At 65.2% G+C, this 23,807-nt stretch carries 31 protein-coding genes, 1 tRNA gene and 2 pseudogenes; 20 read left to right on the forward strand and 14 right to left on the reverse strand.

Translation table 11 applies throughout. The features are described 5' to 3' along the window. The first annotated feature begins 31 nt into the window (after nt 1-31). Nucleotides 32-1,042 (forward strand): LacI family DNA-binding transcriptional regulator, encoded by a 1,011-nt coding sequence (locus ACHMW8_RS19985; protein WP_395443524.1) that lies wholly within the window; start codon nt 32-34, stop codon nt 1,040-1,042. On the opposite strand, the gene ACHMW8_RS19990 is transcribed toward ACHMW8_RS19985, so the two are convergent. Continuing rightward, nucleotides 1,039-1,815: a DUF1080 domain-containing protein gene (locus tag ACHMW8_RS19990; RefSeq protein WP_395443525.1), complete on the reverse strand. Its 777-nt coding sequence runs from the start codon at nt 1,813-1,815 to the stop codon at nt 1,039-1,041. The genes ACHMW8_RS19985 and ACHMW8_RS19990 overlap by 4 nt on opposite strands. 130 nt (nt 1,816-1,945) lie before the next feature. Between ACHMW8_RS19990 and ACHMW8_RS19995 the strand changes: the two genes are divergently transcribed. The 3 genes from ACHMW8_RS19995 to ACHMW8_RS20005 all read left to right on the forward strand — a co-directional run bounded on the left by ACHMW8_RS19995 (nt 1,946) and on the right by ACHMW8_RS20005 (nt 4,382). Beyond that, a complete protein-coding gene (locus tag ACHMW8_RS19995; RefSeq protein ID WP_395443526.1) occupies nt 1,946-2,836 on the forward strand; it encodes a DUF1080 domain-containing protein in 891 nt (296 codons plus the stop codon). Nucleotides 2,837-2,887: 51 nt separating this feature from the next. Further along, entirely contained in the window at nt 2,888-3,706 is an 819-nt protein-coding gene (locus ACHMW8_RS20000; protein ID WP_395443527.1) for a tetratricopeptide repeat protein, read from the forward strand. 418 nt (nt 3,707-4,124) lie between these two features. Continuing rightward, nucleotides 4,125-4,382, forward strand: coding sequence for a putative 2OG-Fe(II) oxygenase (locus ACHMW8_RS20005; RefSeq protein WP_395446015.1), 258 nt, complete (start codon nt 4,125-4,127; stop codon nt 4,380-4,382). Between the two features lie 114 nt (nt 4,383-4,496). Here ACHMW8_RS20005 and ACHMW8_RS20010 read toward each other — a convergent pair whose 3' ends face one another. After that, the gene (locus ACHMW8_RS20010; protein ID WP_395446016.1) at nt 4,497-7,373 is read right to left on the reverse strand and encodes a TonB-dependent receptor domain-containing protein; all 2,877 of its coding nucleotides are present in this window, start codon (nt 7,371-7,373) and stop codon (nt 4,497-4,499) included. Between the two features lie 652 nt (nt 7,374-8,025). Here ACHMW8_RS20010 and ACHMW8_RS20015 point away from each other — a divergent pair. Both ACHMW8_RS20015 and ACHMW8_RS20020 read left to right on the forward strand, forming a co-directional pair. Beyond that, nucleotides 8,026-8,760 (forward strand): 2OG-Fe(II) oxygenase family protein, encoded by a 735-nt coding sequence (locus ACHMW8_RS20015; RefSeq protein ID WP_125158398.1) that lies wholly within the window; start codon nt 8,026-8,028, stop codon nt 8,758-8,760. A gap of 25 nt (nt 8,761-8,785) precedes the next feature. After that, nucleotides 8,786-9,310, forward strand: a complete 525-nt coding sequence (locus tag ACHMW8_RS20020) for a hypothetical protein (RefSeq protein ID WP_125158397.1) — start codon at nt 8,786-8,788, stop codon at nt 9,308-9,310. On the opposite strand, the gene ACHMW8_RS20025 is transcribed toward ACHMW8_RS20020, so the two are convergent. From ACHMW8_RS20025 to ACHMW8_RS20055, 7 genes and pseudogenes are all read right to left on the reverse strand, one after another. Continuing rightward, on the reverse strand, nt 9,307-10,017 hold the full coding sequence (locus ACHMW8_RS20025) for a response regulator (RefSeq protein ID WP_395443528.1): 711 nt from the start codon (nt 10,015-10,017) through the stop codon (nt 9,307-9,309). The genes ACHMW8_RS20020 and ACHMW8_RS20025 overlap by 4 nt on opposite strands. Nucleotides 10,018-10,080: 63 nt before the next feature. Beyond that, on the reverse strand, nt 10,081-10,287 hold the full coding sequence (locus ACHMW8_RS20030; protein WP_125158395.1) for a hypothetical protein: 207 nt from the start codon (nt 10,285-10,287) through the stop codon (nt 10,081-10,083). 212 nt (nt 10,288-10,499) lie between these two features. Continuing rightward, on the reverse strand, nt 10,500-11,312 hold the full coding sequence (locus ACHMW8_RS20035) for an MBL fold metallo-hydrolase (protein WP_395443529.1): 813 nt from the start codon (nt 11,310-11,312) through the stop codon (nt 10,500-10,502). Continuing rightward, nucleotides 11,309-12,097, reverse strand: a complete 789-nt coding sequence (locus tag ACHMW8_RS20040) for a TatD family hydrolase (protein WP_395443530.1) — start codon at nt 12,095-12,097, stop codon at nt 11,309-11,311. The genes ACHMW8_RS20035 and ACHMW8_RS20040 overlap by 4 nt, the downstream gene beginning before the upstream one ends. Further along, nucleotides 12,094-13,099: pseudogene (locus tag ACHMW8_RS20045) on the reverse strand (DNA polymerase III subunit delta'). Before ACHMW8_RS20045 ends, ACHMW8_RS20040 begins: the two are co-directional and overlap by 4 nt. Beyond that, nucleotides 13,099-13,724 (reverse strand): annotated as a pseudogene (tmk, locus tag ACHMW8_RS20050) (dTMP kinase). Before tmk ends, ACHMW8_RS20045 begins: the two co-directional pseudogenes overlap by 1 nt. Beyond that, nucleotides 13,721-14,776 (reverse strand): septal ring lytic transglycosylase RlpA family protein, encoded by a 1,056-nt coding sequence (locus ACHMW8_RS20055; protein ID WP_395443531.1) that lies wholly within the window; start codon nt 14,774-14,776, stop codon nt 13,721-13,723. Before ACHMW8_RS20055 ends, tmk begins: the two are co-directional and overlap by 4 nt. 106 nt (nt 14,777-14,882) lie before the next feature. Between ACHMW8_RS20055 and ACHMW8_RS20060 the strand changes: the two genes are divergently transcribed. Then, nucleotides 14,883-14,972, forward strand: a tRNA-Ser gene (locus ACHMW8_RS20060). Between the two features lie 185 nt (nt 14,973-15,157). Then, nucleotides 15,158-16,348, forward strand: a complete 1,191-nt coding sequence (locus ACHMW8_RS20065; RefSeq protein WP_395443532.1) for a tyrosine-type recombinase/integrase — start codon at nt 15,158-15,160, stop codon at nt 16,346-16,348. 641 nt (nt 16,349-16,989) lie between these two features. On the opposite strand, the gene ACHMW8_RS20070 is transcribed toward ACHMW8_RS20065, so the two are convergent. From ACHMW8_RS20070 to ACHMW8_RS20080, 3 genes are read right to left on the reverse strand one after another with little or no spacing between them, the layout of a single operon-like run. After that, complete coding sequence (locus ACHMW8_RS20070; RefSeq protein WP_395443533.1) at nt 16,990-17,223, reverse strand: hypothetical protein; 234 nt, start codon at nt 17,221-17,223, stop codon at nt 16,990-16,992. Continuing rightward, on the reverse strand, nt 17,220-17,405 hold the full coding sequence (locus tag ACHMW8_RS20075) for a hypothetical protein (protein WP_395443534.1): 186 nt from the start codon (nt 17,403-17,405) through the stop codon (nt 17,220-17,222). Before ACHMW8_RS20075 ends, ACHMW8_RS20070 begins: the two co-directional genes overlap by 4 nt. A gap of 37 nt (nt 17,406-17,442) precedes the next feature. Further along, nucleotides 17,443-17,622: a hypothetical protein gene (locus tag ACHMW8_RS20080; RefSeq protein WP_395443535.1), complete on the reverse strand. Its 180-nt coding sequence runs from the start codon at nt 17,620-17,622 to the stop codon at nt 17,443-17,445. Between the two features lie 122 nt (nt 17,623-17,744). On the opposite strand from ACHMW8_RS20080, the gene ACHMW8_RS20085 reads away from it, so the two are divergent. From ACHMW8_RS20085 to ACHMW8_RS20140, 12 genes are all read left to right on the forward strand, one after another. Beyond that, nucleotides 17,745-17,927, forward strand: coding sequence for a hypothetical protein (locus ACHMW8_RS20085; protein WP_395443536.1), 183 nt, complete (start codon nt 17,745-17,747; stop codon nt 17,925-17,927). Beyond that, nucleotides 17,927-18,340: a hypothetical protein gene (locus ACHMW8_RS20090; protein WP_395443537.1), complete on the forward strand. Its 414-nt coding sequence runs from the start codon at nt 17,927-17,929 to the stop codon at nt 18,338-18,340. The genes ACHMW8_RS20085 and ACHMW8_RS20090 overlap by 1 nt, the downstream gene beginning before the upstream one ends. Nucleotides 18,341-18,385: 45 nt before the next feature. Further along, a complete protein-coding gene (locus ACHMW8_RS20095; protein ID WP_395443538.1) occupies nt 18,386-18,931 on the forward strand; it encodes a hypothetical protein in 546 nt (181 codons plus the stop codon). Between the two features lie 105 nt (nt 18,932-19,036). Beyond that, on the forward strand, nt 19,037-19,213 hold the full coding sequence (locus tag ACHMW8_RS20100) for a hypothetical protein (protein ID WP_395443539.1): 177 nt from the start codon (nt 19,037-19,039) through the stop codon (nt 19,211-19,213). Then, nucleotides 19,214-19,465: a DUF6527 family protein gene (locus tag ACHMW8_RS20105; RefSeq protein WP_395443540.1), complete on the forward strand. Its 252-nt coding sequence runs from the start codon at nt 19,214-19,216 to the stop codon at nt 19,463-19,465. After that, complete coding sequence (locus tag ACHMW8_RS20110; protein WP_395443541.1) at nt 19,465-19,713, forward strand: hypothetical protein; 249 nt, start codon at nt 19,465-19,467, stop codon at nt 19,711-19,713. The genes ACHMW8_RS20105 and ACHMW8_RS20110 overlap by 1 nt, the downstream gene beginning before the upstream one ends. Before the next feature lie 44 nt (nt 19,714-19,757). Continuing rightward, a complete protein-coding gene (locus ACHMW8_RS20115) occupies nt 19,758-19,967 on the forward strand; it encodes a hypothetical protein (protein ID WP_395443542.1) in 210 nt (69 codons plus the stop codon). 40 nt (nt 19,968-20,007) lie between these two features. After that, nucleotides 20,008-20,211 (forward strand): hypothetical protein, encoded by a 204-nt coding sequence (locus tag ACHMW8_RS20120; RefSeq protein ID WP_395443543.1) that lies wholly within the window; start codon nt 20,008-20,010, stop codon nt 20,209-20,211. 42 nt (nt 20,212-20,253) lie between these two features. Then, entirely contained in the window at nt 20,254-20,484 is a 231-nt protein-coding gene (locus tag ACHMW8_RS20125) for a hypothetical protein (RefSeq protein ID WP_395443544.1), read from the forward strand. A gap of 21 nt (nt 20,485-20,505) precedes the next feature. Further along, nucleotides 20,506-20,688 (forward strand): hypothetical protein, encoded by a 183-nt coding sequence (locus ACHMW8_RS20130; RefSeq protein WP_395443545.1) that lies wholly within the window; start codon nt 20,506-20,508, stop codon nt 20,686-20,688. A 356-nt stretch (nt 20,689-21,044) separates the two neighbouring features. After that, a complete protein-coding gene (locus ACHMW8_RS20135) occupies nt 21,045-21,983 on the forward strand; it encodes an IS1595 family transposase (RefSeq protein ID WP_395443546.1) in 939 nt (312 codons plus the stop codon). Between the two features lie 199 nt (nt 21,984-22,182). Next, complete coding sequence (locus ACHMW8_RS20140; protein WP_395443547.1) at nt 22,183-22,512, forward strand: HNH endonuclease signature motif containing protein; 330 nt, start codon at nt 22,183-22,185, stop codon at nt 22,510-22,512. 3 nt (nt 22,513-22,515) lie between these two features. Here ACHMW8_RS20140 and ACHMW8_RS20145 read toward each other — a convergent pair whose 3' ends face one another. Together ACHMW8_RS20145 and ACHMW8_RS20150 are read right to left on the reverse strand one after the other, a co-directional pair. Continuing rightward, on the reverse strand, nt 22,516-22,650 hold the full coding sequence (locus ACHMW8_RS20145; protein ID WP_395443548.1) for a hypothetical protein: 135 nt from the start codon (nt 22,648-22,650) through the stop codon (nt 22,516-22,518). Nucleotides 22,651-22,655: 5 nt separating this feature from the next. Then, nucleotides 22,656-23,639 carry a hypothetical protein gene (locus tag ACHMW8_RS20150; RefSeq protein ID WP_395443549.1) on the reverse strand — a complete coding sequence of 328 codons (984 nt, stop codon included), beginning with the start codon at nt 23,637-23,639 and terminating at the stop codon, nt 22,656-22,658. Nucleotides 23,640-23,807: the final 168 nt, after the last annotated feature.

Raw genomic sequence — 23,807 nt, forward strand, 5'->3', positions numbered from 1 at the left:
AAGCTGTAGGCTTGTCGCCAGTGTCCGGCCGATGGCGACCATTCAAGATGTTGCGCGCGACGCGGGCGTCTCCACCGCGACGGTTTCACGCGTGTTCAGCGCGCCCGAACTGGTGCTGGAGACCACGCGCAACAAGGTGATGGAGGCGGTCAACCGCCTGGGCTACGAGCCGAACTTCGCGGCCAAGAGCCTGCGCACCCTGCGCACCGAGAAGATCCTGGTCACGGTGCCCGACATCTCCAACCCGTTCTTCTCGCAGGTGATCCGGGGCGTCGAGGAAGCCGCCCTGGCCGCCGGCTATTCGGTGCTGCTGGGCGACACCCGCCACGAGGAGACGCGCGAGGAGCAGTACGCCGCCATGTTCCGTCGCAAGGAGGCGGACGGCCTGATCTTCCTGGGTCACCGCCTGCCCGACGTGTTGGCCGAGATGGTCGCCGCCAAGGGGCCCAGGACTCCGATCGTCAACGGCTGCGAGTTCCGCCCGGGCCTTGCGGTCTCCAGCGCCCATATCGACAACGACCGCGCCGCCGCCGAGGTCGTCGACCATCTCTATGGATTGGGGCACACCCGCGTCGGCGTTGTCACCGGGCCGCTGGTCAGCCCGATCAGCAGCGACCGCCTGTCCGGCGTGCTGTCGGCGGCCCAGCGCCAGGGCCGCGCCAGCGCCCTGCGCATCGCCATCGGCGACTTCTCGATCGAGTCCGGCGTGCGCCAGACCGGCGAGTTGCTGGACGAGCCCGGTCGGCCGACCGCCATCTTCTGCTTCAGCGACGAGATGGCCATGGGCGCGCTGGAGGCGATCCGCCTACGCGGCCTGCGCTGCCCGGAGGACGTGTCGCTGGTCGGCTTCGACGACATCCGCTTCGCCCAGTACCTGCATCCGAAACTGACCACGGTCAGCCAGCCCAAGGAGCAGATCGGCCACGAGGTGGTGCGCCTGCTGATGGACATCCTCAGTGGCCGGGCCACCGCGCTACAGAACGTCACCCTGCCCCACCAGCTGGTCATCCGGTCGAGCACGGCCCCGCCGCCCAGTAGTTAGCGCGGCGCCAACTCGCGGACCCACATGTTGCGGAAGCTGATCGGCGCGCTGGGGTCGCCGTGCGCCTGCAGCTTGATCGGCGCGGGCCCGTGAGCCTTGTAGCTGGGCTTGCCGATGTAGACCGTCTCGCCGGTCAGCACCGCGTGGTCCTGCACGACCACGCCATTGTGGATCACGGTCACCACGGCCGGCGTGACCAACGCCCCGTCCGGGGCGAACACCGGCGCGCGCCAGACGATGTCGTAGGTCTGCCAGTCGCCGGGCTTGCGGCTGGCGTTGGCCAGGGGCGGATGCTGCTTGTAGACGCTGGCCGCCTGGCCGTTGACGTAGGTCGGGTTCTCGAAGCTGTCGAGGATCTGCACCTCGTAGCCCTGGTCGCCGCCGCCCGTCGAGGCCAGGAAAACACCGCTGTTGCCGCGCGCCTGGCCCGAACCGGTAATGCCCGCCGGGATGCGCCATTCAAGGTGCAACTGGTAGTCGCGGAAGGCCCGCCTAGTCTCGATATTGCCTAGCGCCTTGTCGACGGTCAGCACGCCGTCGGCGACCGTCCAGGCGGCCGGCGACCTGTCCTTGACCGAGACCCACTGGTCCAGGTCGTGTCCGTCGAACAGCACGATCGCGTCGGAGGGCGCGCCGCCCAGAGCCGCCGCTGGCGTGACGATCGACGGAACCGGACTCCAGACCTCGGTCTCCGCCGGCTTCGTCTGGGCCATGGCGGAGGATGCCGCCAGCAGGCTGGCGGCGGCGAGTGTGAGGACGGATCGGGTCAGCATGCGGCGCCTGGGCTCCCTGTCGAGCGAACCAGACTATGCGCCGCGTCGGCGTCGGCCAATACGACCACGACATCCTTGACAACGCTGTCGGACATTCGGCGACTAGGCAGCGAGATCAAGGGAGGACGATGTGCTCAGGACCCTGGCCTTCATGGCGATGCTGACCGCCGCGTCGTCGGCGTTGGCGGAGACGCGCCCGCCCTTGGCGCTCCGCGATATCCCCAAGGCCTCGGGGCCGGCGAAGAGTTTGTTCAACGGCGAGGACCTGAACGACTGGCGTCCCTGGCTCGGCTATGCCGACCCGGCCCTGACCTACAAGCGCCCCGCCGCGGCCCCGCTGGGGCTGACGCCGCTGAGCGGCGAGATCTTCAAGGTCGTGGTCGAGGACGGCCGGCCGGCGATCTATGTCAACGGCAAGACCTGGGGCAGCCTGGTCCACACGGGCGACTTCCGAGACTATCACCTACGACTGCAATACAAGTGGGGGCCCGGTCGCTGGCCGCCGCGCGAGACGCAGGCGCCGAACAATGGCCTGCTCTACCATTCGCACGGCGCGCCGGGCGTCGTCTGGGGAACCTGGAGCCAGGCGGTCGAGTTCGAGATCATGACCGGCTCGATCGGCATGGTCGTGCCTGTCGGCGAGGCGATCTCGGTCGTCACCAGCGCCGTCGACGACCCCAGCCTGATCAAGCCCAACCTGCGCTTTTCGCCCGCCGGTCGGCCGGTGACCGCCAAGGGCGGCGCGGCCGACTGGAACGTGGAAGCCTACAGCGACGCCGAAAAGCCGGCTGGCGAGTGGAATACGCTCGACCTCTATGTCGTCGGCGATCGCGCGGTCCATGTGGTCAACGGCGTTCCGGTCATGGAGGTCCGCGACCTGCGGGCTAACGGCCAGCCCCTCACGCACGGCGCGATTCAGCTTCAGTCCGAAAGGCGCCGAGACCTTCTTCCGCGCCATCGTGCTGGAGCCGATCACCGCCCTTCCGAAAGTGACGGTCGGCGCGCCGCGATAGCCCTATGAATGGGGCCGGCGTCTTTCTAGGATCGGGCTCTTTCTCATTCGCCGCGCCCCATGACCGACTCGCTCACGCAGAACGCTTGGACCCTCATCGACCACGGCCGAGCGGCTGACGCGCTGAGCCTCACCGAACCCGCAGCCCGAAACGCCGGCGCGCCTCCCAACCTGCTGATGGCGCACGCCGCGGCGCTGAAGGCCCTTGGGCGGGTCGACGACGCCGTGGCCTTCAACCGACGCGCCGTGACGCGGGCGCCAAACGATCGCTTCGCCTGGTACAATCTGGCCGCCACCCTGGGCGACCTGAAACTCGACGCCGAGGCCGAAGCCGCCGCGCGGCGAACCCTGGCCCTGGGCCTGGATGCGCCGGAGGTCTGGCTAGTGCTGGGCAAGGCGCTGCAAGGCCTGCGCCGCTACGACGACGCCGAAAAGGCCCTTCTGACGGCCCTGGCGCGACGCCCCAACGACGCCGCCGCGCATCTGGACCTGGCCCAGTTGCGCTGGATGCGCTCCGGGCGCCAGGACGAGGCCCTGGCCGTGCTGGAAGCGGCGCTTGGCAAACACCCCGGAGACGCGGGCCTGTGGTTGATCAAGAGCACCGTGCTGACCTTCGCCGGCGATCACGCGGCGGCCGACGCCACCCTGACGGAGGCGCTAAGAGCCTCGCCAAGCGATGTTCTGTTGCGCCTGGCGGCCCGCGCGCGCGGCTGGAGTCATCGGCGACGCCGGCAGGATGCTGGCCCACGCCCAGGCGGCCCAGCGCCTGGCGCCCGCCGCGCCGGAGGTCCATGCGGTGCTCTGCGAAGCCTTGCTGGCGAACGGCCAGGCTCGGGCGGCCGCCGAGACCGCCGAGCGTCTGGTCGCGGCCACGCCTGACGACCAATACGCCCTGGCCCTGCGCAACACCGCCTGGCGGCTGACGGGAGATCCTCGCCTGGAGCCCTTTGGCGACTATGAGCGACTCGTGCGCGCCTATCGCCTGGAAACACCGGACGGCTGGAGCGACCTGGAGACCTTCTTGCAGGCCTTGCGCGCCCGGCTGCTGGAGTTGCACGACCTCAAGACCCATCCGCTCCAGCAGTCGCTGCGCGGCGGCACGCAGGTTCCCTCCCTGGACCGTTCGGAGGATCCGCTGGTGCGGGCCTTCTTCGCCTCGGCCCGAAAGGCGGTGGCGCGTTATATCGAGGATCTCGGCCCGGGTGAGGATCCGATCCGAGCCCGCCGCTCCGGCGCCTTCGACTTCGCCGGCGGCTGGTCGGTGCGCCTGCGCTCCGACGGCTTTCACGCCGATCATGTGCACCCGAGGGGCTGGATCTCCTCGGCCTTCTATCTGGACGTGCCGGCCGTCGTCGACGACGAGGAGGCGCGCGAGGGCTGGCTGCAGTTTGGCCGGCCAGGGTGTCTCACATCCCCCGTCCTGGCCGCCGAGCATATGGTCAAGCCCGAGCGCGGAATGCTGGTGCTGTTCCCATCGTGCTTCTGGCACGGAACGCGGCCGTTCTCGGACCCCGGGCACCGTCTGACCATCGCGTTCGACGTCGCGCCCCGTTGAGCGTTTCGCCAAGGCTCTGAAACAGCACAAAAAAGCCCGCCCCGAGTGATCGAGGCGGGCTTTTCGCGAGAGATCCCCTCCCCGACGCCGAAGCGTCGGAGAGGTTCAGGTCTCTTAGTAGCGCAGGCGGGCGTTGATGAAGAACACGCGGCCCAGGACGTCGTACACGGCGGGGTAGCCGCTGTTCGACGGCGAAGCGTTGCCGCCCATGATCGGGTAGGATTCCTGGGTCAGGTTGCGCACGCCGGCCGTGAAGGCGACGTTGTCGTTGACGTTCCAGTCGGCCGACAGATCCCAGTAGTTCTTCGCGCCGATACGCTCGACGGTGAAGACGCTCGAGGGGTTGTCGTCGGTCACGTCGTCCAGGTGGCTCCACACCACGTTCACGCCGAACTGGTTCATGGTCCAGTTCATCGTCGAGCGCAGCTTGTGACGCGGGATGGCCGTGCCGCAACGCGCGCCGAACTTGTCGGCGCACTTGACCGGGGCCGAGATGGCGTCCGGGATCTTCGTCCACTCCCACGTGTTGGTGTAGAGCGAGCGGAAGGCCAGCGAACCCCAATCGGGCAGACCCAGGTTTTCCAGGGTCGTACGATAGGCCACGCCGATGTCGAGGCCCTTGGTCTTCAGAGTCGCGATGTTCTGGTTGGTCAGCGAGATGTAATCGATCGAGCCGTTGGCCAGACGGATGATCGACTGGCAGTACGGCGAGTTCGGGTTGCCGTTCACGACCGAGCCGTAGCAGACGGCCAGGACGTTGGAGGCCGAGCTACCGAAGCTGTCGATCGTGTCGTTGATCTTGATGTCGAAGTAGTCGGCGGTCACCGAGAAGCCCGGCAGCCACGACGGGGTGTAGGCGAAGCCCGTCGTGAAGGTCTTGGCCTGCTCGGGACGCAGGTTCGGGTTGCCGCCCGACAGCGTCTGGGTCTGCTGGTTGGCGTTGATCAGGCCGACGAGGTTGGCCGCGACGCCCGAGTTGATGCAGGCCTGACGGACGGCCGCGTTCGGCGCGCCACGCGACGAGCAGGGGTCGGTCGCGGTCGGGAAGCCGTTCGATTGCGGCGAGTAGAGTTCGCCGATCGACGGCGCGCGGATCGCCTTGTTGTACGAAGCGCGCAGCATCAGATCGTCATAGACCTTCCACGTGCCGGCGACCTTGTAGGTCTTCACCGGATGCGGTTGGCCGGTGTAGTCCGACGTACGGCCGGCCAGCTCAAGGTCCAGGGACTTGATGAGCGGCAGGTCCTTCAGCAGCGGAACCAGCAGTTCGGCGTAGCCTTCGTAGACGTCGAAGCGACCCGAGACCGGCGGGCTGGCGTTGAAGCCCGTCAGGTTGCCCGTCGCCAGGTCTTGGCTAGGCAGGAAGGCGAACTCTTCCGCGCGATATTCACCGCCGATGGCGAAGCCGATCGGGCCAGCCGGCAGCGAGAACATGTTCGCCGTGTCGCCGTTGATGCTGAAGCCGCCGTACTGCTGCTCGTAGTCCTGCGACGAGTTGATGCGGGTCTTGATGAAGTCCGCGGCGGCCTTCGAGATGTTGCCTTGGCCGAACAGGTTGATCGGCACGCAGCCGCCCGACGGGTCGGCGCAGCCGGTGCCCGTGGAATTCAGCAGCAGGGCCTGCTGGATGCGGGCCAGGCTGGTGTCGCCCAGCAGCGAGTTGCTGCCGTGGGTGTTGCCGTACTGATAGTAGACGTCGAAGCCGCCGTTGATGGCTTCGATGTCGCCCTTGATGCCCAGTTGCATCTGGTAGCCGAAGAAGTTGAACTTCGACACGCGCGGGCCGACTTCGGTCAGGCGGCGGTTGAACGAACCGGTGACCGTGTCGAACAGGCCATCGCCGTCGGAGTCGACGTCGGTGAACGTGCCGGCGGTCCACGAGCTCGAGGCCGGGATCGTATAGGCCGTGGTCGAACCCAGGCCGTTCAGCGCCTGCTTGGCGGCGGCGGTCAGGAACGGGTTGTTGTCCAGCGTGAAGCGGAACGTGCGGGTGCCGATCGGGGTCGGCGCGAGCTGGGTCACGACCTGGCTGTTGACGAAGTTACCCTTGGCGTAGACCTGCAGGCCCGGCTTGATCTCGTAGTGCGCCAGCGAGGTGACCGAGAAGCGCTCTTGCGGCGTCTGGACGTAGTTGACCGGGGCGAAGTTATAGGTGTCGTTCGCGTCGTTATAGAGGCGGATGTTGCCATCCGGCAAGAACAGCGCGGAGTCGGCGGCGGTCGGCGCCCGGCCCAGGCCCGTCAGGTTGATGATCTTGCCAGCCACGAACGGGTTGATGCGGCCTTGCTCGTTCGAGCCCGAGCCCGACGGAACGAGGCCGGTCTTGGTGGCGTTGTCGCCCCAGGCGGTGCTGAGCATGCCGCCGCGTTCGCCCTGGGTCAGGGCTTCACGCTTGTTGTAGCCCAGGTTCAGGACGACGTTGCCCTTGCGATCGGCGAAGTTGGCGCCGATGGTCAGGTCGGTCGAATAGATCGGCGCTTCGCCCTTGTCGGTTTCCGAATAGCCGGCGCTGAATTCCATGCCTTCGAAGTCTTGCTTCAGCATGAAGTTCACGACGCCCGACACGGCGTCCGAGCCGTACACGGCGGCGCCGCCGCCCGACACGACTTCGATGCGCTTGATCAGGGCCGGCGGGATCAGGTTGATGTCGACTGTGCCCGACTGGGTGGTCGGCGTCTGGCGCTTGCCGTCGACCAGGACCAGGGTGCGGTTCGAACCCAGGCCGCGCAGGTTGACCGTGGCCGTGCCGTTGCTGCCGTTGTTGACGGTCGAGGTGATGCCCGGGACGGCCTGCGGCAGGGTGTTCAGCAGGTTTTCGGTGTTCACCACGCCCGATTGCTTGAGCTCCTTGTCGCCAACCGTGGCGATCGGGCTCGCGGACGTCAGGTCGGGACGCGCGATGCGCGAACCGGTGACGACGATTTCCTCGACCTGAGCCGACTCGTCGGGCGTCGCCGTCTGCTGGGCCCAGGCGCCAGCGGCCGGCAGCATGAAGCCGCAGAGGATCGAAGACGCCAGCAGGCGCTTTCTACGAGTGGTCACACTAAACAAATTCCACCTCCAAAACTTATACGCCGAAGCCCTGCGGATCGAGCATGCGGCGCTCCCCCTGTCCCCCCTGGAACCGGGTTTTGCGGGCAAGAGTGGAATTGGAAGACCTCTGGTCAATCAGCCAGACGGCGCGAATGCCCAGGAAATTTCCACCTGTTACCAAAATGTAACGCAGCCGACACAGGCTCAGGCGTCAATCTGGGCAAGACCGTGCATTTTCAAGGGGATGGATGCGGCTGAGTTCTTTGCCGCTTCGCAATGCTGTACATTATATACGAAGTAATCGGCCGTCAGGCGATGATTGCGCCTCAGTGCAGTGACGACGGCGATGAAGTTCGCCCCCCAGCAACTATCTGAAAAATCATCTTCCAAGAACTCAGATCGGGGCCTTGCCATGCTGCCAGAACAGCTTGGCTGGCGTCTTAAATGAGACAATATTCGCTTCTCGACTTGAGTGTCGCGCGGCCCCGCGACAAGTCGCCTCAGGCGACGGCGTTTTAAGCCACAGTGGTAGTTGCACGGGAATGAAAAGCACCGCTTGAATAAAATCCGAGCAAATCCATGCTCACGATCCCGTACCGACGAGTCTCGCATGCCCGCGCACCCTCCCCTCAGAATCAACAGCGACCTGCCGATCGAGACGTTCGCGAGCCGGTTCGCGCGGGATGGCTACGTGCAGATTCCGGTCTTCCTGGTTCCGGCCGACGCCGAGGCGGTCGCCGGAGTGATGGAAGGCCTGACCTGGAACATCGTCGCGCCCGACGAGGCGTCGGAAACGCTGGTCATCACCCCGGAGGTGGTCAAGAAGTTCGGCGAGGCCCAGGTTCGACAGTTCCTGCAAGGGGCGATCAAGCGCGCCGCGACGGGCTTTTCCTTCGTGCACCTATCCTATGCCTTGCAGGACGAATATCTCCGTAGCTCGGAAGCGCCGATCCATCGCGCGACACAGTTCCTGCAGAGCGAGGACTTTCTCGATTTCGGCCGTCGCGTGATCGGCGCGCCGGCCGTGACGGGCGTCCGGATCCAGGCGTCCTACTATCGCCCTGGCGACTTCCTGACGCTGCACGACGACCGCCACCGCGAGGACACGCGCCTGGCCGCCTTCACCCTGGGCTTCACCCGGAAGTGGCGCGCCGACTGGGGCGGCCAGCTTCTCTTCCATGACGCCGAGGGCAACGTCACGCGGGGTTTCAAGCCCGAGTTCAACGTACTGACCCTCTTCAAGGTGCCGGCCGCCCACTCGGTGGCGCAGGTCGCCTCCTATGCCGCCGCCAAGCGGCTGTCGCTGACCGGATGGCTGCTGGGCGACGCCCAGCAAGCCGCATAAGATCTCGCCGCTTAAGGAATTCGAGATGACCAAGCTGCTGCTCGCCGCCGCGATCGCCCTCGCCGCCGCTCCCGCTTTCGCCGCCGAGCCCGCCGAGCCCGCGGTGATCGCCGCGCTGAAGGCCTGCCGCGCCATCACCGCCGACGCCGAGCGGCTGGCCTGCTATGACAAGGCCGCCCAGTCGGTGACCAAGGCCCAGGAGACGGGCGAGGTCATCATCATCGACAAGCAGGCCGCCCGCGCCGCGCGCCGCCAGGCCTTCGGCCTGGAACTGCCGACGTTGTCGATCCTCGACAAGGGCGCCGACAAGGCCGAGACCGACAAGCTGCAGTCGGTGGTCAAGAGCGCCCGAGTCGACGGCGAGCAACGGCTGGTCGTCACGCTGGAGGACGGCGCGGTCTGGCGCCAGATCGACGACACCATGCTGGGCAAGCCGCCGAAAGCCGGCGACACGATCGAGGTCCGCAAGGCGGCCATGGGCAGTTACATGATGAAAATCGGAAGCCAGCCGGCGATCCGCGTGCGTCGCATCGAGGTCGGCGGGCGCTAACTCGCGTCGTCGACGAAGCGGTAGCCGACGCCCGGTTCGGTCCGCAGCAGCTTGGGCGAGGCCGGGTCGGCCTCCAACTTCTGACGCAGTTGGCCGATGAAGACGCGCAGATACTGGGTGTCACGCGCATGCGCGGGCCCCCAGACGGCGGTCAGCAGTTCCTTGTGGGTCAGCACCTTGCCATGACCAAGGGCCAGGCGGATCAGCACGTCATATTCGCGCGGCGACAGCTTCACGGCCTCGCCAGCGCGGGTGACGCGGCGCTTGTCGAGGTCGATCTCGACATCGCCGGCGCGGATCGGCCCGCTGGGCGCCTCAGCGCGGCCGGCCTGACGCATCGCCGCCCGCAGCCGCGCCAGCAGTTCTCCCACGCCGAAGGGCTTCTCGATATAGTCGTTGGCTCCGCGATCCAGCGCCTCGATCTTCTCGATCTCCCGATCGCGGGCCGACAGGATCAGGATCGGACCATCATAGAAGGCCCGGGCCTTCTCCAGCACGTCCTTGCCGTCCATGTCGGGCAAACCGAGGTCCAGCACCACGGCGTCGGGCGACCACAGGGCGATGGCGCGCAGGCCTTCCTGTCCGCCGTCCGCGCGTAGGGGCTCGTAGCCCGCCGCCTCCAGGGCCGGCCCCAGAAAGCGATGGATCTGCGGCTCGTCGTCGATCACGAGGATGCGTTGGCGCGCACCGGTCCCAAGGGAGCTCATGAACCGCTCATAGCAGATCGAGCCGCGTGGAGACGACCCAACGGATCATCCTCGCGGTCGCGTCTAGGCCGCCACCCGAGCGTCGAGCAGGGCCAGCTTGGCCAGGATGCGGTCGAGGGTCGAGCGCTTCACCGGCTTGCCGTCGCGCAGCTTCGTCCAGGTGGTTTCGCTGATGGCGTAGCAGTCGAACAGATGCTCGCGCGTTACAGCAGGCAGGCGCGAGCGGAGGCGCTGGAAGACTTCTCGGGAGATGGTGACGGTTTCAGCCATGGGAGGTCGGGTCAATGACGCACGGGAGGATGTCTCTACCGCGTCCCTATGACGGTGTTGTTGGACCAGCTTATTTCAGCCTCGTTACGTGAAGCCAAGTTTTCGCCAAATTCGGCAAAAGTTGCGTAAGAACGAGCGCTTCGTCGCCTAAAACGCGACCGGCGCCTTGAAGCGACGTGGATTGAGCGCTGCGCGGCCTTCGGAAAAGGCGCCTAGAGCGTGAACCGAAGCCCGTCATAGCCAGCCTCGACGCCCGGCGGCAGGCAAGCGGTCAAGGCGTTGTAGTCGAGATCGATGTGCAGGTTGGTCAGGATGGCCCGCTTCGGCCTGACCTTGGCGATCCATTCCAGGGCCAGCTCGACGTGGGCGTGGGTCGGATGCGGCGTCCAGCGCAGGGCGTCGACGATCCAGACGTCGAGATCGGCCAGGTCCGCCCAGCTTCCGTCGGGAATGGCGCGGACATCGGGGGTGTAGGCCACCCCACCGAAGCGATAGCCGACCGCGCGGATCTCGCCGTGGTCCACGTCGAAGGTGTGGACAGGGATCGAGCCGCTGGGGCCGTCGATCTGGAAATCCTCGCCCAGCGGCGGGATCAGGCGTGGTTCCAGGATGGCCGGATAGCCGCCGCGCGTCTTGAAGATGTACTCGAACCGCGTCAGCAGGCCGTCATGCGTGGCTTGATCCATCCAGGTTGGGATGCGGACCCGCTGATTGAGGAAGAACGGCCGCAGGTCGTCGATGCCGTGGGCCTGGTCGGCGTGATCGTGCGTGAACAGCGCCGCGTCGACCCGCTTCACCCCGGCCTTTGCGGCCTGCAGCCGCAGGTCCGGCGAGGTGTCGACAACGACCGTGGTCTCATGGAGCGCCCCGCCCTCGTCCTCGCCCTTCCTCCGCACCAGCAGCGAGCAACGCGAGCGGTGGTTCCTGGGCTCGGCCGGATCGCAATCGCCCCAGTTGCCGTCGGCGCGCGGAACGCCGCCGGACGAGCCGGAGCCCAGGATGGTGAACTCCAGCGGACCGGTCATGGACGGGGAATCCGGTCGAACAGGTTGAAGAAGGCGTCTTCCGTGCGGGCTTCCGTGTCGGCCCGGCTCCAGCCGCGGATTTCGGCCAGCTTGTCGTAGATATGCGGCAGATAGGCCGGCTCGTTGCGACGCCCGCGCATCGGCACGGGCGCCAGATAGGGGCAGTCGGTCTCGACGATGATCCGGTCGGCGGGCATGTCGCGGATCACCTCGCGCACGTCCTCGGCCGCCTTGAAGGTGGCGATGCCCGACACCGAGAACCACGCGCCCAGGGCCATGGCGCGAGCCGCCAGCGCCGGACCGCTGGTGTAGCAGTGCATCAGGATCTTGAATGGCCCGGTCGCGTGCTCCTCCTCGAGGATCTGACCCATGACGTCATCGGCCTCGCGAGTGTGAACCACCAGCGGCAAACCGCTCTCGCGGGCGGCGATGCAGTGCTGACGGAACACCTGCGCCTGCACGTCGCGCGGCGACAGGTCATAGTGGAAATCCAGGCCGCATTCGCCAATGCCGATGACGCGCGGACGTTGGGCCAGTTCGACCAGGCGCTCCGCGGTCAGCGCGGGGTCTTCCTTGGCCTCGTGCGGGTGCGTGCCGACCGTGCTCCAGATATCGGGCTCGGCCATGGCGATGGCGTGGACGGCGTCGAAGGACGAGACCTTGTCGCAGATGGTGACCATCAGGGCGACGCCGGCCTCGCGGGCGCGAGCGATGACGGCGTCCTTGTCCTCGGCGAACTGGGGCGCGTGCAAATTCACGTGGCTGTCGATGAGCATGCCGCTCAAATCGCCGTCTTGGCCGCCGCGCGCAAGTCCGAGATGACGCTCCAGAACACATCGGCGCGGTCGAGGTTCACGGCCTCGGCCTCGCCCGGCGCATTGGACAGCCGTTCCCAAGCGGTCGCCCACCGGTCCAGACCGGGCGAGTTCTTGCCGTCGGCCGCGACCTGGGTGGCGAAGATCCGCACCTGGTCGGCCATGCGCTCCATGACAAGCTCGAACCGCGCCGCGCCCTCGGCGCCGCGGAAGGTGTCGGTCAGGGCCAAGAGCGCGCCCTCGTCCAGCTTGGGCAGGCCGCGCAGGATCTCGTTGGCCGCGTCGTCCATCTCGATGGCCTTGGCGGCGGCCAATTGCAGCGCCTTGCCCGGCGCGCCATGGGCCATGCGGGCCAGCCGCTCGGCGTCGCGCCCCGAAACGTCGGCGATACGCTCGACCATCTCGGCGGCGGCCCGTACGCCCGGCGCGGGCACGGCCAGACGGCGGCAGCGCGAGCGAATGGTCGGCAGGAGCTTGCCGGGCGCATGGCTGATCAGCAGGATCACGCCGCGCGGCGGCGGCTCCTCCAGCGTCTTCAGCACCGCATTGGCGGCGTTGACGTTGAGGTCGTCGGCCGCGTCGATGATCGCCACGCGATAGGGCGAAATGGCCGGTGTCGTGGAGAAGAACTCCGGCAACTGGCGGGCCTCGTCGACCGGAATCGACTTGCGGGCCTTGCCGTCGTCGGTCAGTCGCTCCAGCACCATCAGGTCCGGATGCGAGCGGGCGGCGACCTGGCGACTGACCGGGTCGGACAGCGCCGCGCCCAGCAGACCGTGGCTCGGATCGGGCCGCGCACCCAGCAGGCGCCGCGCCATGCGGTAGGCCAGGGTCGCCTTGCCCACGCCTTCCGGGCCGGTCAGCAGCCAGGCGTGGTGCAGCCGGCCGCGATCCAGGGCGTTCGAGGAACGCGGCCTCGGCGGCGGACTGGCCCTCCAGGTCATAGACATCGCGCGGATGGGCCGGGGTCATCAGAGCGCCAGCCTTTGGGCCACGGCTTCGCTGATGGCGGCGGTCACCGCGTCCAGTTCGGCGTCGGCGTCGATGACGACGCAGCGCTCGGGTTCGCGGCGGGCGATCTCCAGATAGCCGGCGCGCAGGCGCTGGTGGAAATCGAGGCCCTTGGACTCGAACCGCGCCGCCCCGCCCCGCGCCTCGGCCCGGCTCAAGCCGACCTCGGCCGGCAGATCCAGGATCAGGGTCAGGGTCGGGATCGTGCCGTTTAGGACGTGATCCTCCAGCGCCGCGATCAGGCTGGCCGGCGCGTCGCCGCCCGCGCCCTGATAGGCCCGCGTGGAATCGGCGAAGCGGTCGCACAGAACGACCTTGCCCTGCGCCAGAGCCGGACGGATCACCCGCTCCAGATGGTCGCGGCGTGAGGCGTACATCAGGAGGGTCTCGGTGACCGGCGACCAGCGGTCGGCCGCGCCGTTAACCAGCAGGTCGCGGATGGCCTCGGCGCCCGGGCTGCCGCCGGTTCGCGGGTGACGACGACGTCATGGCCGGCCGCGCTCAGGCGCTCGGCCAGGCGGCGGATCTGGGTGGACTTGCCCGCCCCCTCCCCGCCCTCGAAACTGATGAAAGAACCCTGGGTCACCCGGCCTCATTCGACCGGTTTCCGAGGCTTGTCCAGAGGCGCTTACGCCCCCTTGTTACGGACGAAGGACCGTGGCGCCCTGATAGCCCAGCGAACTCGACCCGCTGGCGCAGGCTCCAGGCCTCCCCCTCGTCAGGGCCGGCCGAAACCGTGACGCGGTAGAGCGTGCCGCTGGCCCGCTCGATCGCGTCGATCTGGGCTTGGCCGGCGCCCGAAAGCTGGCGCACGGCCCTCTCGGCGTTCTCGCGGCTGGAGAACGAGCCGGCCTGGACCCGGAATCCGGACTTGGCGGCCAAGGCATAGGCCCGGTCGGGCGGGTTGATCTGCGGCGCGGATTGCTGGACCGGCGCGCTCCAGTCCGGATCCGGCTGGCGCGACGGAATGACCTGCACGCGCTGGGGCGGCTCCTTGATGTCCTCGAAGCTGCGTTCGCGCGGCGGCGGCGCGGTGTGCGTCACGGCGTACCGGCGCGGGCCTTCGAAAGCGTTCTCGGGCGCCGGGCCGACATACTTCACCCGCACGCGGGCGACACCCTGGCGATAGTAGCCCAATTGTTGGGCGGCGGCTTTCGACAGGTCGATGACGCGATCGCCGACGAACGGCCCTCGGTCGTTGACCCGCACGATCATCTTCTTGCCGTTGTCGAGGTTGGTCACCTCGACCAGGCTGGGCAGCGGCAAGGTCTTATGGGCGGCCGACGGGGTATCCATGTCGAACATTTCGCCGTTGGCGGTGCGACGGTTATGGAACTGCTCGCCGTACCAGGAGCCGACGCCGACGACGTTGTAATCCTTGTCCTGGCGCGGATAGTACCAGACGCCATTGATCTGATAGGGTTTTTCGGTGCCGCGCAGCGGCTTGCCGTCGCGGCCGACCGTCGAGCCCGCGCGCGGCGACGAACCGCGTGTGGTCTCGTTACGGGCGCTGGCCGTGTAGCCGGACTTGCCGACGTCGTACTTGGGCGTGGCGCAGGCGGCCAGACTCGCGGCCGCCAGGGCCATGAGGCCGAGGTTGCGCGCAATCCGCCAAACCTGATCGATACGCTGGTTCATCCGATGGTCGTCCAGACGGGCCCACACCCCTTCCGAGCTCACATCGTCGCCCGTTTGTTTTGAAGTCTGGTTAAGGCGCGGACACGCTGATATAGCCGCCTGCTCCGGGCAGGTGGCCGAGTGGTTTAAGGCAGCGGTCTTGAAAACCGCCGTAGGTGAAAGTCTACCGTGGGTTCGAATCCCACCCTGCCCGCCAGACCTATGCGTCTAGGCGTCTCCGGTTGCGTCAGAACCCCTTTTGGGGACAAGGTTTTGTCGCCGGTCCGTCTCTCCACGTATCAGTTTGTATCCTGGTATCTTAGGCACCTCCTTAGGACGCGCCTTAGGCTGGCAAGGCTCCGGGCGTGCTCGTAGGTTCTTCCTACGTTCTGAGGGGATCACATGGCGAGGGCCACCAACCGACTCACCGTCAAGGCCATCGCGGCGCTCCGCGAGCCGGGAATGCACGCCGATGGGGCTGGCCTATATCTTAAGGTCGACCAGACCCTCAATCGACGTTGGGTCTTGATATATTTCTGGCATGGAAAGCGCCGGGAAATGGGCCTGGGATCGGCTGAAACCGTCACTCTCGCCGCCGCGCGCCAGGCCGCCGCATCGGCGCGACAGATGGTCGCCGGGGGCATTGACCCGATCGGCGCGCGAAAGCTTCAGACCGGATCTGCCGTCACCTTCCGCGATTTCGCGGAACTGGTCATTGTCGACCTTACGCCAGGATGGAAGAGCCCGAAGACGGACGGCCAGTGGCGGGCCAGCCTGGACACCCACGCCGGGGCCATATCCAAGCGCCCGGTTTCGGACGTCGACACAGAAGACGTGCTCCTCGTGCTCAAGCCGATCTGGAACACGATCCCAGAGACGGCTTCTCGGGTCCGCGCCCGGATAGAGCGCGTGCTGGACGTGGCGAAGATCAAGGGCCTTCGGAAGGGCGAGAACCCGGCCCGCTGGCGCGGCCATCTGCAATTGCTCCTCGCCAAGCAACAGCGGATTCGCGGGCATCACGCCGCGCTGTCCTACGATGGCGTCCCGGCCTTCATTCAGCGCCTGCGAGGGCGCCAGGCCGTCGCGGCGCGGGCCTTGGAGTTCACTATTCTGGCCGCGTCCCGAACGACGGAGACGCGCGAGGCCACATGGTCGGAGATCGACGGGGATGTCTGGACCATTCCAGCCTCTCGCATGAAGGCGACCAAGGCGCACCGCGTGCCGATCACCAACCGGATGCGCGAAATCCTAGATGAGATGGCTCCGCTAAAGACTGATGCAGGCTTCATTTTCCCCGGAGACCAACGCATCGAGCCGCTGTCCCGCATGGCCATGCTCATGCTGTTGCGGAGAATGGAGGTTTCCTTCACAGTTCACGGATTCCGCTCTGCTTTCCGAGATTGGGCCGGCGACTGCACGCCCTACCCGCGCGAGCTGATCGAGGAGGCCCTAGCCCACACGGTCGGAAATGCCGTCGAGAGGGCCTATCGCCGATCCGACGCCCTGGCCAAGCGGCGCCAGCTCATGGAAGCCTGGGAGCAGTTCGCCACCATGCCGCCCAACGCCAACGTGCTGCCGTTTGTCCGCGCCTAATCCGTAAGTGCTACGGCCACCATGGGCCAAATCATCAAGCCTTACGCAGAAAAGGCCCCGCTCGTAAGCCGGGGCCTTTTAATGTACTTCACTCGGGGATGGCGGATTTAGCCGCCGGTATTCATTGTCGCCTCCATCGCTAGTCAACTGTAGCCTCGCGGGCTTCTTGCGATGAAAAACGCTAGCATGGATTTTAGGGATTTGGAATACCCTCCGGGCTCGTCTCGGTCTCTGCGCATCTAGTGCGAGATCCGGTTTGGACTTGGAAGCGTTGAGGGGAGGCGCCGTAATTGCCGGATTTTCCGGTAATTGAGCGAATTTCCCTTGTGGCGTAAGGGTTTGAGCGCGGCGCCAAAATGCGGGAAAATCCCGTAATAGAGGGGCGGCGCTGGACGTGCTCGCGGGTAACGCTCCCGCTTTCGACCAGTCGGCGTCTTAAGCCTACCCTGGCGCGATATCTTGCCGCCCGAGCACTACGCCGCCCCTTACGCGGTACTGATGCTGCGGGCCGCGTTCCCTAGGGCCTGGGTGACTAGGTCAAGTGCCCATCGCGATCTTCGCCTTGGGGGGGCTATCCGGTCCAACACCGGCAGATGCAGCCCGAACACCCTACCACAAAAGCAGAGTCGGGGAAATCCCCCTTAGGGCCGGCCAGCGTCGCAGATGGCGCGGAAGTCGACGCGATCGAGGTCGAGCGCTTTGCAGCACTGGCCTTCCGAAAGCGTGCCCTCCTCGTGAAGGCGGATAATCAGCTTCAGCGCCAGCGTGCCGAGTGCGGTTCTGGCGCGACCGCCACGGGCATAGCCGCTGTTGTGGCCGCGCGGTCCGTACTTGGCTCGCCGGGTCTCCCAGGCCTTGGAACGGGCGGCGATCATCGGCCGAACCAGAACAGGTGAGCGGTTTGCAGCACGCGGGCGGCTCGGCGATCGTTGGCCTCGATCTCGGCGCGGGCCTTGTCCGACACGCGACCATCCCACTCAGGGCAGACCTTCCGAAGGTCGATCACCCGGCCGGGCTTGATGTCACCGCCGAGCTTGAGAACGCGGAACTCGCTCATCATCCCCCTCCTCAGGGCTTGGTACGCTGGCGCTCGGTCATTTCGCGCCCTTCTTCTCGTGATAGCGGGCGCGCTGGACGGCGCGGTTGGCGATCATCTGGCGCTCAATGCGGAGCGGCTTCAGCGCCTCCTCGGCCGCGTCGATCTCGGCCACGCGAGCGGCCTCCTCCTCGGTCAGCCAGGAGCGCCAGCGGCTATCAGATTTCTCATACACCATGAGCCTGTTTCTCACGAAAATATCGTGAGCGCCACTAAAAATCGCTTGCGTATCTATCTCACGAAATTATAGTGAGGTTACAGATTGAAGCACAAGGCGGTTCGGCCGCCAAGGAGAGCGAGATGACCGACCGCCAGCAGCAAGCCAACCAAGCGGGTTGGGATGACCGCATGGCTTCAAAGTCGATGGTCGAAAGCTGGACCTTGGACCCGCACGTGGCGAACGCTTACCTCAACGGCTATCGAGAAGCCTGTGAGGCCCTCGCCGCGCATGACGTTCCCACCATCCGGGAGTTTCTGTACTGATGGGCTGGTCAATCGGCTTCGATAAGCGCTGGGGCAGGTTCGGCCGTGACATCGGCTACGGTGTCCCAGCGATCTGCGATCACCCAGGCTGCGACGCCAAGATTGATCGCGGTCTGTCCTACGTGTGCGGCACGGAGGCTTACGGCGGTGATCATGGCTGCGGGCTGCACTTCTGCGGCAAGCACCTCAGCTTCGAAGACCGCGACGACGAATGCCCGCAGTTGTGCGAGCGCTGCGCGGCTGGAGAGCCTTCGTTCGATCCCAAGCCCGACACGGCCGAATGGATCAACTGGAAGCTCACGGATGAAAGCTGGGCGAAGTGGCGGTCCGAGAACGCCGAAGAGGTTCAAGAGCTCAAGCGCGCCCAGGCCCTATCTGACCTTGCCGCTCTGGACGGCGAGACGCTTCCCTAACCCCGAAGACCAACCAACAAGGCATCTGCCTATGGAGAGAGACCGATGAGCGAACCATGGAAGCTCGATCAGGAGCAGAGTGAAGCTTTCGTGGCTGCTCGGGTCAATCCACCCGAACCAAACGACGCGCTTCGCGAGGCTGCCGCCGTCTTCACCGTTGACGATCTGGCGTTCGGTGAGGAGCACCCCGTGCTCGGTCCGCACTATGAAGTCGGTCGCCGAGCCGCCGACGCCTTCATGGAGCAGTTCCAGGCGGAGCATTTCAAGCCGCTGGTCGACAAGTTCACCGACGACTTCCGCGACAAGCTCTGGTCGGACGTCGAGACGTTCCTGCTGAGCGACGTGACCAGCAACTTGCATGGCTCCATGGACCGCATGGTCGAAGGCACGGTGCGGGCGATCCTGACCGGAGAGGCCTGGGCATTGAACTTCTACCCGCTGGCCAAGAGCCATGACGGCCAGAAGGTTCGTGAGGCGGTCTTCGTCCACTGTCGCGACCAGATCACCGATATGCGCGTCACCGAATTGGAAACCGAGGTCGAGAAGCTCAAGAAAGACCTCGAATGGGAACGCCAGAACCGCAGGTTCTAACCCCACCCCTATCACGGCATCTGCCGATATGGAGAGAGAGATGAGCAAGTTTCCGACGCCGACGCGTGAGGGGCCAGCCGTCCTCAAGCCCAAGGAGCTTCGCTAATGGCTGGAAAGAGCAAAGACGTCGGCCGCGACATTGCCAGACTGGCGCTCGCCGATGCCCGTTACGACACCGACACCCTGGAGGAGGTCTTGGAATATGTCTGGGACCAACTGTCCTGGCGCAAGACCGACGCCGACCTGATCGCGCTGCGCGATGGCCTGAGCGTGGAGGGGTAGATGACCGACCGCGCCCACATTGTCACTTATAGCGACGGACAACCGCGAAAGTGCGTGTTTCCTTGCCAGAAGATCGGCCAGGACGGTCAGCGCATTCAGCGCGAGTGCAGCGTGTCCGTTGATCCCCGCTTCAACGGTAAGGTCTGGACCTTCACCGGCCCGGAAGACGCGCCGACGCTCAGCCCCTCTATAGACTGCGCTAGTGAGCCCTGCTGGCACGGCTTCGTCGTGGATGGCGAGGTAAGGGCCTGATGATGGTTGACGCAACGCCGCCCTGCCGCGCCTGCGGGTCCAGCGAACACGTTGGTTGCTACTTCGAGGCCGCGCCCGAGAAGACGATATGCCCGTCCTGCTGCGAAAGCGCCGAGCACGACGACGGCGAGACCGGCCACCAATTCACCTATCACCACAGCGAGGGCTCGACCTGCGACTACTGCGGCGTGAACCGGAACGACACGCTCTGGGAGCCGGCCGACGACTATTTCGACGACCCCGCCTAACCCCCACCAACACCAAGGCGGCTTAGGCCGTAGGAGAGACAGAGATGCAATTGGAAACCACCATTCGATCGGGCGGGCAGAGTATTTCTGTTCGGGCCGAGCCTTACGCAACCATCGACGGACATCGCGTCATCGTCGGCATTTCGCACGCCCATTCGGAGGAGATCGGCGATGCTCGGTTTCAGATCGACGACGAACAACGGCGCGCCCTGATCGCGGCCTTGCAGTCCATCCCCTACGCGTCCGCCGCCTAACCCAAGCAATCCAGCCCAGGCTGGGAGGAGAGAGAAGACCATGGCTGAGTTCATCAATCGTCGCGCCTTCGATCGCGACACCGGCAACCGCTACTATGTCAACGGCCGAGACGTCGGCTATTCCAACTACGAGGAGCACGGCTCGGACGGCATGTCGCTGGCCGACGACCTGTTCGCGTCGATCGCGCGCGCCGTGGGGGCGGACCTGAAGATCGAAGACGTCCCGAACCACGACGACGCCTAACCCACCCCAACAGCGGTTCTAGCCGTACTAGACGAGGAACAGATGAGCGCACCGCAAGCAACGATGACCCTGAACATGCCAGAGCGGGAAATGCTCGCGCTGGAGCGGATCGCCGAGCACCATCAGATGTCCAAGACGGCGGTCATGCGCCAAGCGCTGAGGCTCTACCAACTGATCGATGTTCGCTTGCGGGCTGGCGAGACCTTCTCGTTTAGCGGCGACGTTGATCGTCCGATGATGATCGCCGCCGTTGGCCTTGGCGACCCCGCCTAGCTTAACAGGGAGATAACGAGAATGGCTGAGACCGACGACCTCTCCGTGCTGCAAATTGCCGTGACCATCGCGCGTTCGGAACAGGTGCGGTCGGTGTCGGCTTTAGAGTATCGACTTGCAGCGCTTGGCTTTAGTGGTCAGCAGATTGCTAATGCAGTTAACGCCTGGGCGGCATACTACGCGCGCCGTCACTATCAGCCATGATCCACATCACCATCACCCACCGCAACGACAACCCCGACACAATCTGGAATCGCCTCGCCGCACGCCTTGGCCGTGAGCCTACAGATGCAGAGGCAGGGGAGGAGGTGCGGCGGATCTTGGCGGGAGAGCCTCTGAAGGAGAGCGAGAGACTATGAGCCCGACCTCCTACCAGTGGATCGTCAATGATGAGCATCCCCGCGCCGCTAAGGACTACTGCGGCGCCCTGCCCGTGACGGTCGGCCTGCGGGGGATCGTCTTCAAGGGCGAACCGCCGATCAGCGATCAGCTTCCGTGGGGGAGTTATATACTTTACAAAGCAGTCCTGACGGCTAAGTTAGCTGTCAGGAGCCGCCGCTATGAATCTGACCTCGCCGATCTTCCAAGACGCCGACAAGGCCCGTGAGCACCTCGAAGCGCTCCGTTGGCCGCAAGGTCCGATCTGCCCGCATTGCGGCGTTGTGGATGACGCCACCGGCCTCAAGGGCAAGGCTCACCGCCCAGGCCTCTATCAGTGCAACGCTTGCCGCGAACAGTTCACGGTCACGGTCAAGACCGTGTTTGAGAAGTCCAAGATCCCGCTCAACAAGTGGCTGCTGGCGACCTTCCTTATGTCGTCCAGCAAGAAGGGCATTTCAGCTCACCAGATCGGCCGTACGCTGGGCGTGACCTACAAGACCGCCTGGTTCATGTGCCACCGCATCCGCGAGGCTATGACCGAGACCAACCCCGGCGCCCTTGGCGGCGAAGGCAAGACCGTTGAAGCCGACACGACCTATGTCGGCGGCAAGGAAGCCAACAAGCACAAGTCCAAGCGCAACTCGAAGAACATCGGCGGCATGGGTAAGCAGATCGTCCATACGCTCGTTGAGCGTAACGGTCGCGCTCGCTCGCATCACATCGCCAACATCACCGGCGCTACGCTGCGCCCGCTGGTCTTCACCAACGTTCACCGCTCGTCGAACCTAATGACCGACACGGCGGGCGGTTACATGCGTCTCGGCAAGGAGTTCGCCCGTCACGAGATGGTCGACCACGGCCGCGACGAGTACGTTCGCGGCGACGCTCACTCCAACACCGTTGAAGGCTACTTCTCGGTTCTCAAGCGCGGCGTTTACGGCACCTTCCACCACGTTTCAGCGGCCCACCTTGGCCGCTATCTCGCCGAGTTTGACTTCCGCTATTCGAACCGCTCGGCGCTCGGCGTGAACGACGCCATGCGTACCGACGAAGCCCTTCGCATGATCGGCGGCAAGCGCCTGACCTATCGGCGGACTAACGAAGGCGCGCACGCTTAAGCAAAAGGCGCGCAAGCTCGCCGCCAAGCGTAAGGCCAAAACCGTCTACATGTTGTGAGAACAAACAGCGCACGCCACGACTCCTAGTCGGGCGTGCGCTGTGCTATGGCTAACGCCGGTATGTCGCGTGATTCCCTGGAAAGAACAACGACATGCCATCCCTGCCCCTCACGGGGCGTTGCATAGGACGGCGCAAGCCATGAACATTTTATCCCAACTGCCTTGGACTGAACAGAAGAAGATTGCCGCGTGGCAATCGTGTCGCCCGATCCAGGGCGTCTCTCCCGCCGACTATCGCATCGACGCTCACGGGAACCTGATCGTGTGGGACCACCACGGAAAGCAGGGCGAGTACGGATGGGAGGTCGATCACATTATCGCCCTGGCTCTCGGCGGTGCTGATAGCCTCGCCAACGTCCGCGCCTTGCACTGGCGCGCGAACAGAAAGCTCGGCGCTAATGTCGGGAACGCCCTGCGAAGAGCCGACGATCTCAACACCCGCATCGCCAATGCCTTGTTGAGGCGCTGACATTCAGTCGGCCTTGGGCGCGGGCTTCGGCTCGCGCCCCTTCTTCATCTGGTCGTGCGGCTTTGGGGGCGTGTTCATCATCTTGCCTAGCAAGGCATTGAACGCCTCCTCGTCGCGCTTCTCGTCAGCATCCGCCATGTCGGTCATTCGGAAACTAACGAGAGAAGGGCGTTAATCGGCGTGGCCTGCTGCACGTCTCTAATCTCCTGAGCCATCGCGATAATAACGCTCTCGCCGTTGGCAAATAGCATCCTGGCGTCTGGTTCGGAGAGAACAACGCGCGGGTGGACGATCGGATTGCGGTAGTCGTCCTTCATCTGCTTTAGCTCGCCGATGACCTTCGCGGACGGCTGCAACTTTCCATCTGGCGAAGGAGCCGTCACAAGCGGCTCAAGCGCCTTGATGTAGTCGTTCCAGCTATTGAGCGTCTTCTGTTTCCCGGTGGCTAGCTGGTAGTAGGACTCAACGGTCCCCTCGACCGCACGGGCTACGTGAAATCCAGACGCCGAAAGCAAGTTGAACGCCAAGCATCGTCCCGCCGCGCACCAATCCAAGCGCGTCTTTTCTGGAATGATGGGCCGTAGGTCTTCGGGAAACGTCTCGTCAGCCGCATCAATCAGCTTGGAAGTCGAATAGATACCTCTCGTCGGGACGCGATAGGTGTCCGCCTCTCGCATTTCCTCGCTAAAAACGGTCTCAAACGCCGTTACAGCAACCGTCACAGTGTGCCAGCGCCAATCAGGGATATCGGCATCCCATTTGATGCCGCCGCCCTCTTTGGCCAAATGACCGGCGATCAACTTTTCCAAAGCCGAGCCCAGCGCTTCCGCCTTGGCGCGCGATACGCCGAGCGGGACAGGCTTGCCGCTTAGCAAATCGCTCATGGCTGACTTGGCGTTCAAGACGGCGAACACCCTGTCCGACAGGACGGTGGCATCTGGCGCCGACGATAGCGCTTGCAGCTTCTTACCAAGGTCAAGAAATGCAAACTGATTGATGCGGTCCACGCGAACCTCCCCGGCCGCCGATTCATCGGTGAGCGGGAAGGCTACAACGTTGGAATGATTGCCGAAAGACGCTGCCTGGAACGCGCTCGAATCATCCACCGGATCGGGTTGCTTTGGCAAGTATATAACTCCCTTCCGTGGGGCCTGGACCTCATCGCATTCTATCCGAACGGCCAGACAGTAACCTTCAAGCAGCGCGACGAAAAGCTGAAGGCATGGCGGATTGTGCAGGAAGCACGCTGGGTCGACGAAGAGGCCTGAAACGCGAAAAGGCCCGGACGCCGAAGC

It is taken from the genome of Caulobacter sp. UC70_42, assembly GCF_044056025.1.
Lineage (GTDB): Bacteria > Pseudomonadota > Alphaproteobacteria > Caulobacterales > Caulobacteraceae > Caulobacter.

Excerpts from the sequence above, each read along its gene's own strand:
- ACHMW8_RS19985 (WP_395443524.1), top strand. The coding sequence starts at position 32 with ATGGCGACCATTCAAGATGTTGCGCGCGACGCGGGCGTCTCCACCGCG.
- ACHMW8_RS19990 (WP_395443525.1), bottom strand. The coding sequence starts at position 1,815 with ATGCTGACCCGATCCGTCCTCACACTCGCCGCCGCCAGCCTGCTGGCG.
- ACHMW8_RS20000 (WP_395443527.1), top strand. The coding sequence starts at position 2,888 with ATGACCGACTCGCTCACGCAGAACGCTTGGACCCTCATCGACCACGGC.
- ACHMW8_RS20010 (WP_395446016.1), bottom strand. The coding sequence starts at position 7,373 with ATGCTGCCGGCCGCTGGCGCCTGGGCCCAGCAGACGGCGACGCCCGAC.
- ACHMW8_RS20015 (WP_125158398.1), top strand. The coding sequence starts at position 8,026 with ATGCCCGCGCACCCTCCCCTCAGAATCAACAGCGACCTGCCGATCGAG.
- ACHMW8_RS20020 (WP_125158397.1), top strand. The coding sequence starts at position 8,786 with ATGACCAAGCTGCTGCTCGCCGCCGCGATCGCCCTCGCCGCCGCTCCC.
- ACHMW8_RS20025 (WP_395443528.1), bottom strand. The coding sequence starts at position 10,017 with ATGAGCTCCCTTGGGACCGGTGCGCGCCAACGCATCCTCGTGATCGAC.
- ACHMW8_RS20030 (WP_125158395.1), bottom strand. The coding sequence starts at position 10,287 with ATGGCTGAAACCGTCACCATCTCCCGAGAAGTCTTCCAGCGCCTCCGC.
- ACHMW8_RS20035 (WP_395443529.1), bottom strand. The coding sequence starts at position 11,312 with ATGACCGGTCCGCTGGAGTTCACCATCCTGGGCTCCGGCTCGTCCGGC.
- ACHMW8_RS20055 (WP_395443531.1), bottom strand. The coding sequence starts at position 14,776 with ATGAACCAGCGTATCGATCAGGTTTGGCGGATTGCGCGCAACCTCGGC.
- ACHMW8_RS20065 (WP_395443532.1), top strand. The coding sequence starts at position 15,158 with ATGGCGAGGGCCACCAACCGACTCACCGTCAAGGCCATCGCGGCGCTC.
- ACHMW8_RS20070 (WP_395443533.1), bottom strand. The coding sequence starts at position 17,223 with ATGATCGCCGCCCGTTCCAAGGCCTGGGAGACCCGGCGAGCCAAGTAC.
- ACHMW8_RS20075 (WP_395443534.1), bottom strand. The coding sequence starts at position 17,405 with ATGAGCGAGTTCCGCGTTCTCAAGCTCGGCGGTGACATCAAGCCCGGC.
- ACHMW8_RS20080 (WP_395443535.1), bottom strand. The coding sequence starts at position 17,622 with ATGGTGTATGAGAAATCTGATAGCCGCTGGCGCTCCTGGCTGACCGAG.
- ACHMW8_RS20085 (WP_395443536.1), top strand. The coding sequence starts at position 17,745 with ATGACCGACCGCCAGCAGCAAGCCAACCAAGCGGGTTGGGATGACCGC.
- ACHMW8_RS20090 (WP_395443537.1), top strand. The coding sequence starts at position 17,927 with ATGGGCTGGTCAATCGGCTTCGATAAGCGCTGGGGCAGGTTCGGCCGT.
- ACHMW8_RS20095 (WP_395443538.1), top strand. The coding sequence starts at position 18,386 with ATGAGCGAACCATGGAAGCTCGATCAGGAGCAGAGTGAAGCTTTCGTG.
- ACHMW8_RS20100 (WP_395443539.1), top strand. The coding sequence starts at position 19,037 with ATGGCTGGAAAGAGCAAAGACGTCGGCCGCGACATTGCCAGACTGGCG.
- ACHMW8_RS20105 (WP_395443540.1), top strand. The coding sequence starts at position 19,214 with ATGACCGACCGCGCCCACATTGTCACTTATAGCGACGGACAACCGCGA.
- ACHMW8_RS20110 (WP_395443541.1), top strand. The coding sequence starts at position 19,465 with ATGATGGTTGACGCAACGCCGCCCTGCCGCGCCTGCGGGTCCAGCGAA.
- ACHMW8_RS20115 (WP_395443542.1), top strand. The coding sequence starts at position 19,758 with ATGCAATTGGAAACCACCATTCGATCGGGCGGGCAGAGTATTTCTGTT.
- ACHMW8_RS20120 (WP_395443543.1), top strand. The coding sequence starts at position 20,008 with ATGGCTGAGTTCATCAATCGTCGCGCCTTCGATCGCGACACCGGCAAC.
- ACHMW8_RS20125 (WP_395443544.1), top strand. The coding sequence starts at position 20,254 with ATGAGCGCACCGCAAGCAACGATGACCCTGAACATGCCAGAGCGGGAA.
- ACHMW8_RS20130 (WP_395443545.1), top strand. The coding sequence starts at position 20,506 with ATGGCTGAGACCGACGACCTCTCCGTGCTGCAAATTGCCGTGACCATC.
- ACHMW8_RS20135 (WP_395443546.1), top strand. The coding sequence starts at position 21,045 with ATGAATCTGACCTCGCCGATCTTCCAAGACGCCGACAAGGCCCGTGAG.
- ACHMW8_RS20140 (WP_395443547.1), top strand. The coding sequence starts at position 22,183 with ATGAACATTTTATCCCAACTGCCTTGGACTGAACAGAAGAAGATTGCC.
- ACHMW8_RS20145 (WP_395443548.1), bottom strand. The coding sequence starts at position 22,650 with ATGGCGGATGCTGACGAGAAGCGCGACGAGGAGGCGTTCAATGCCTTG.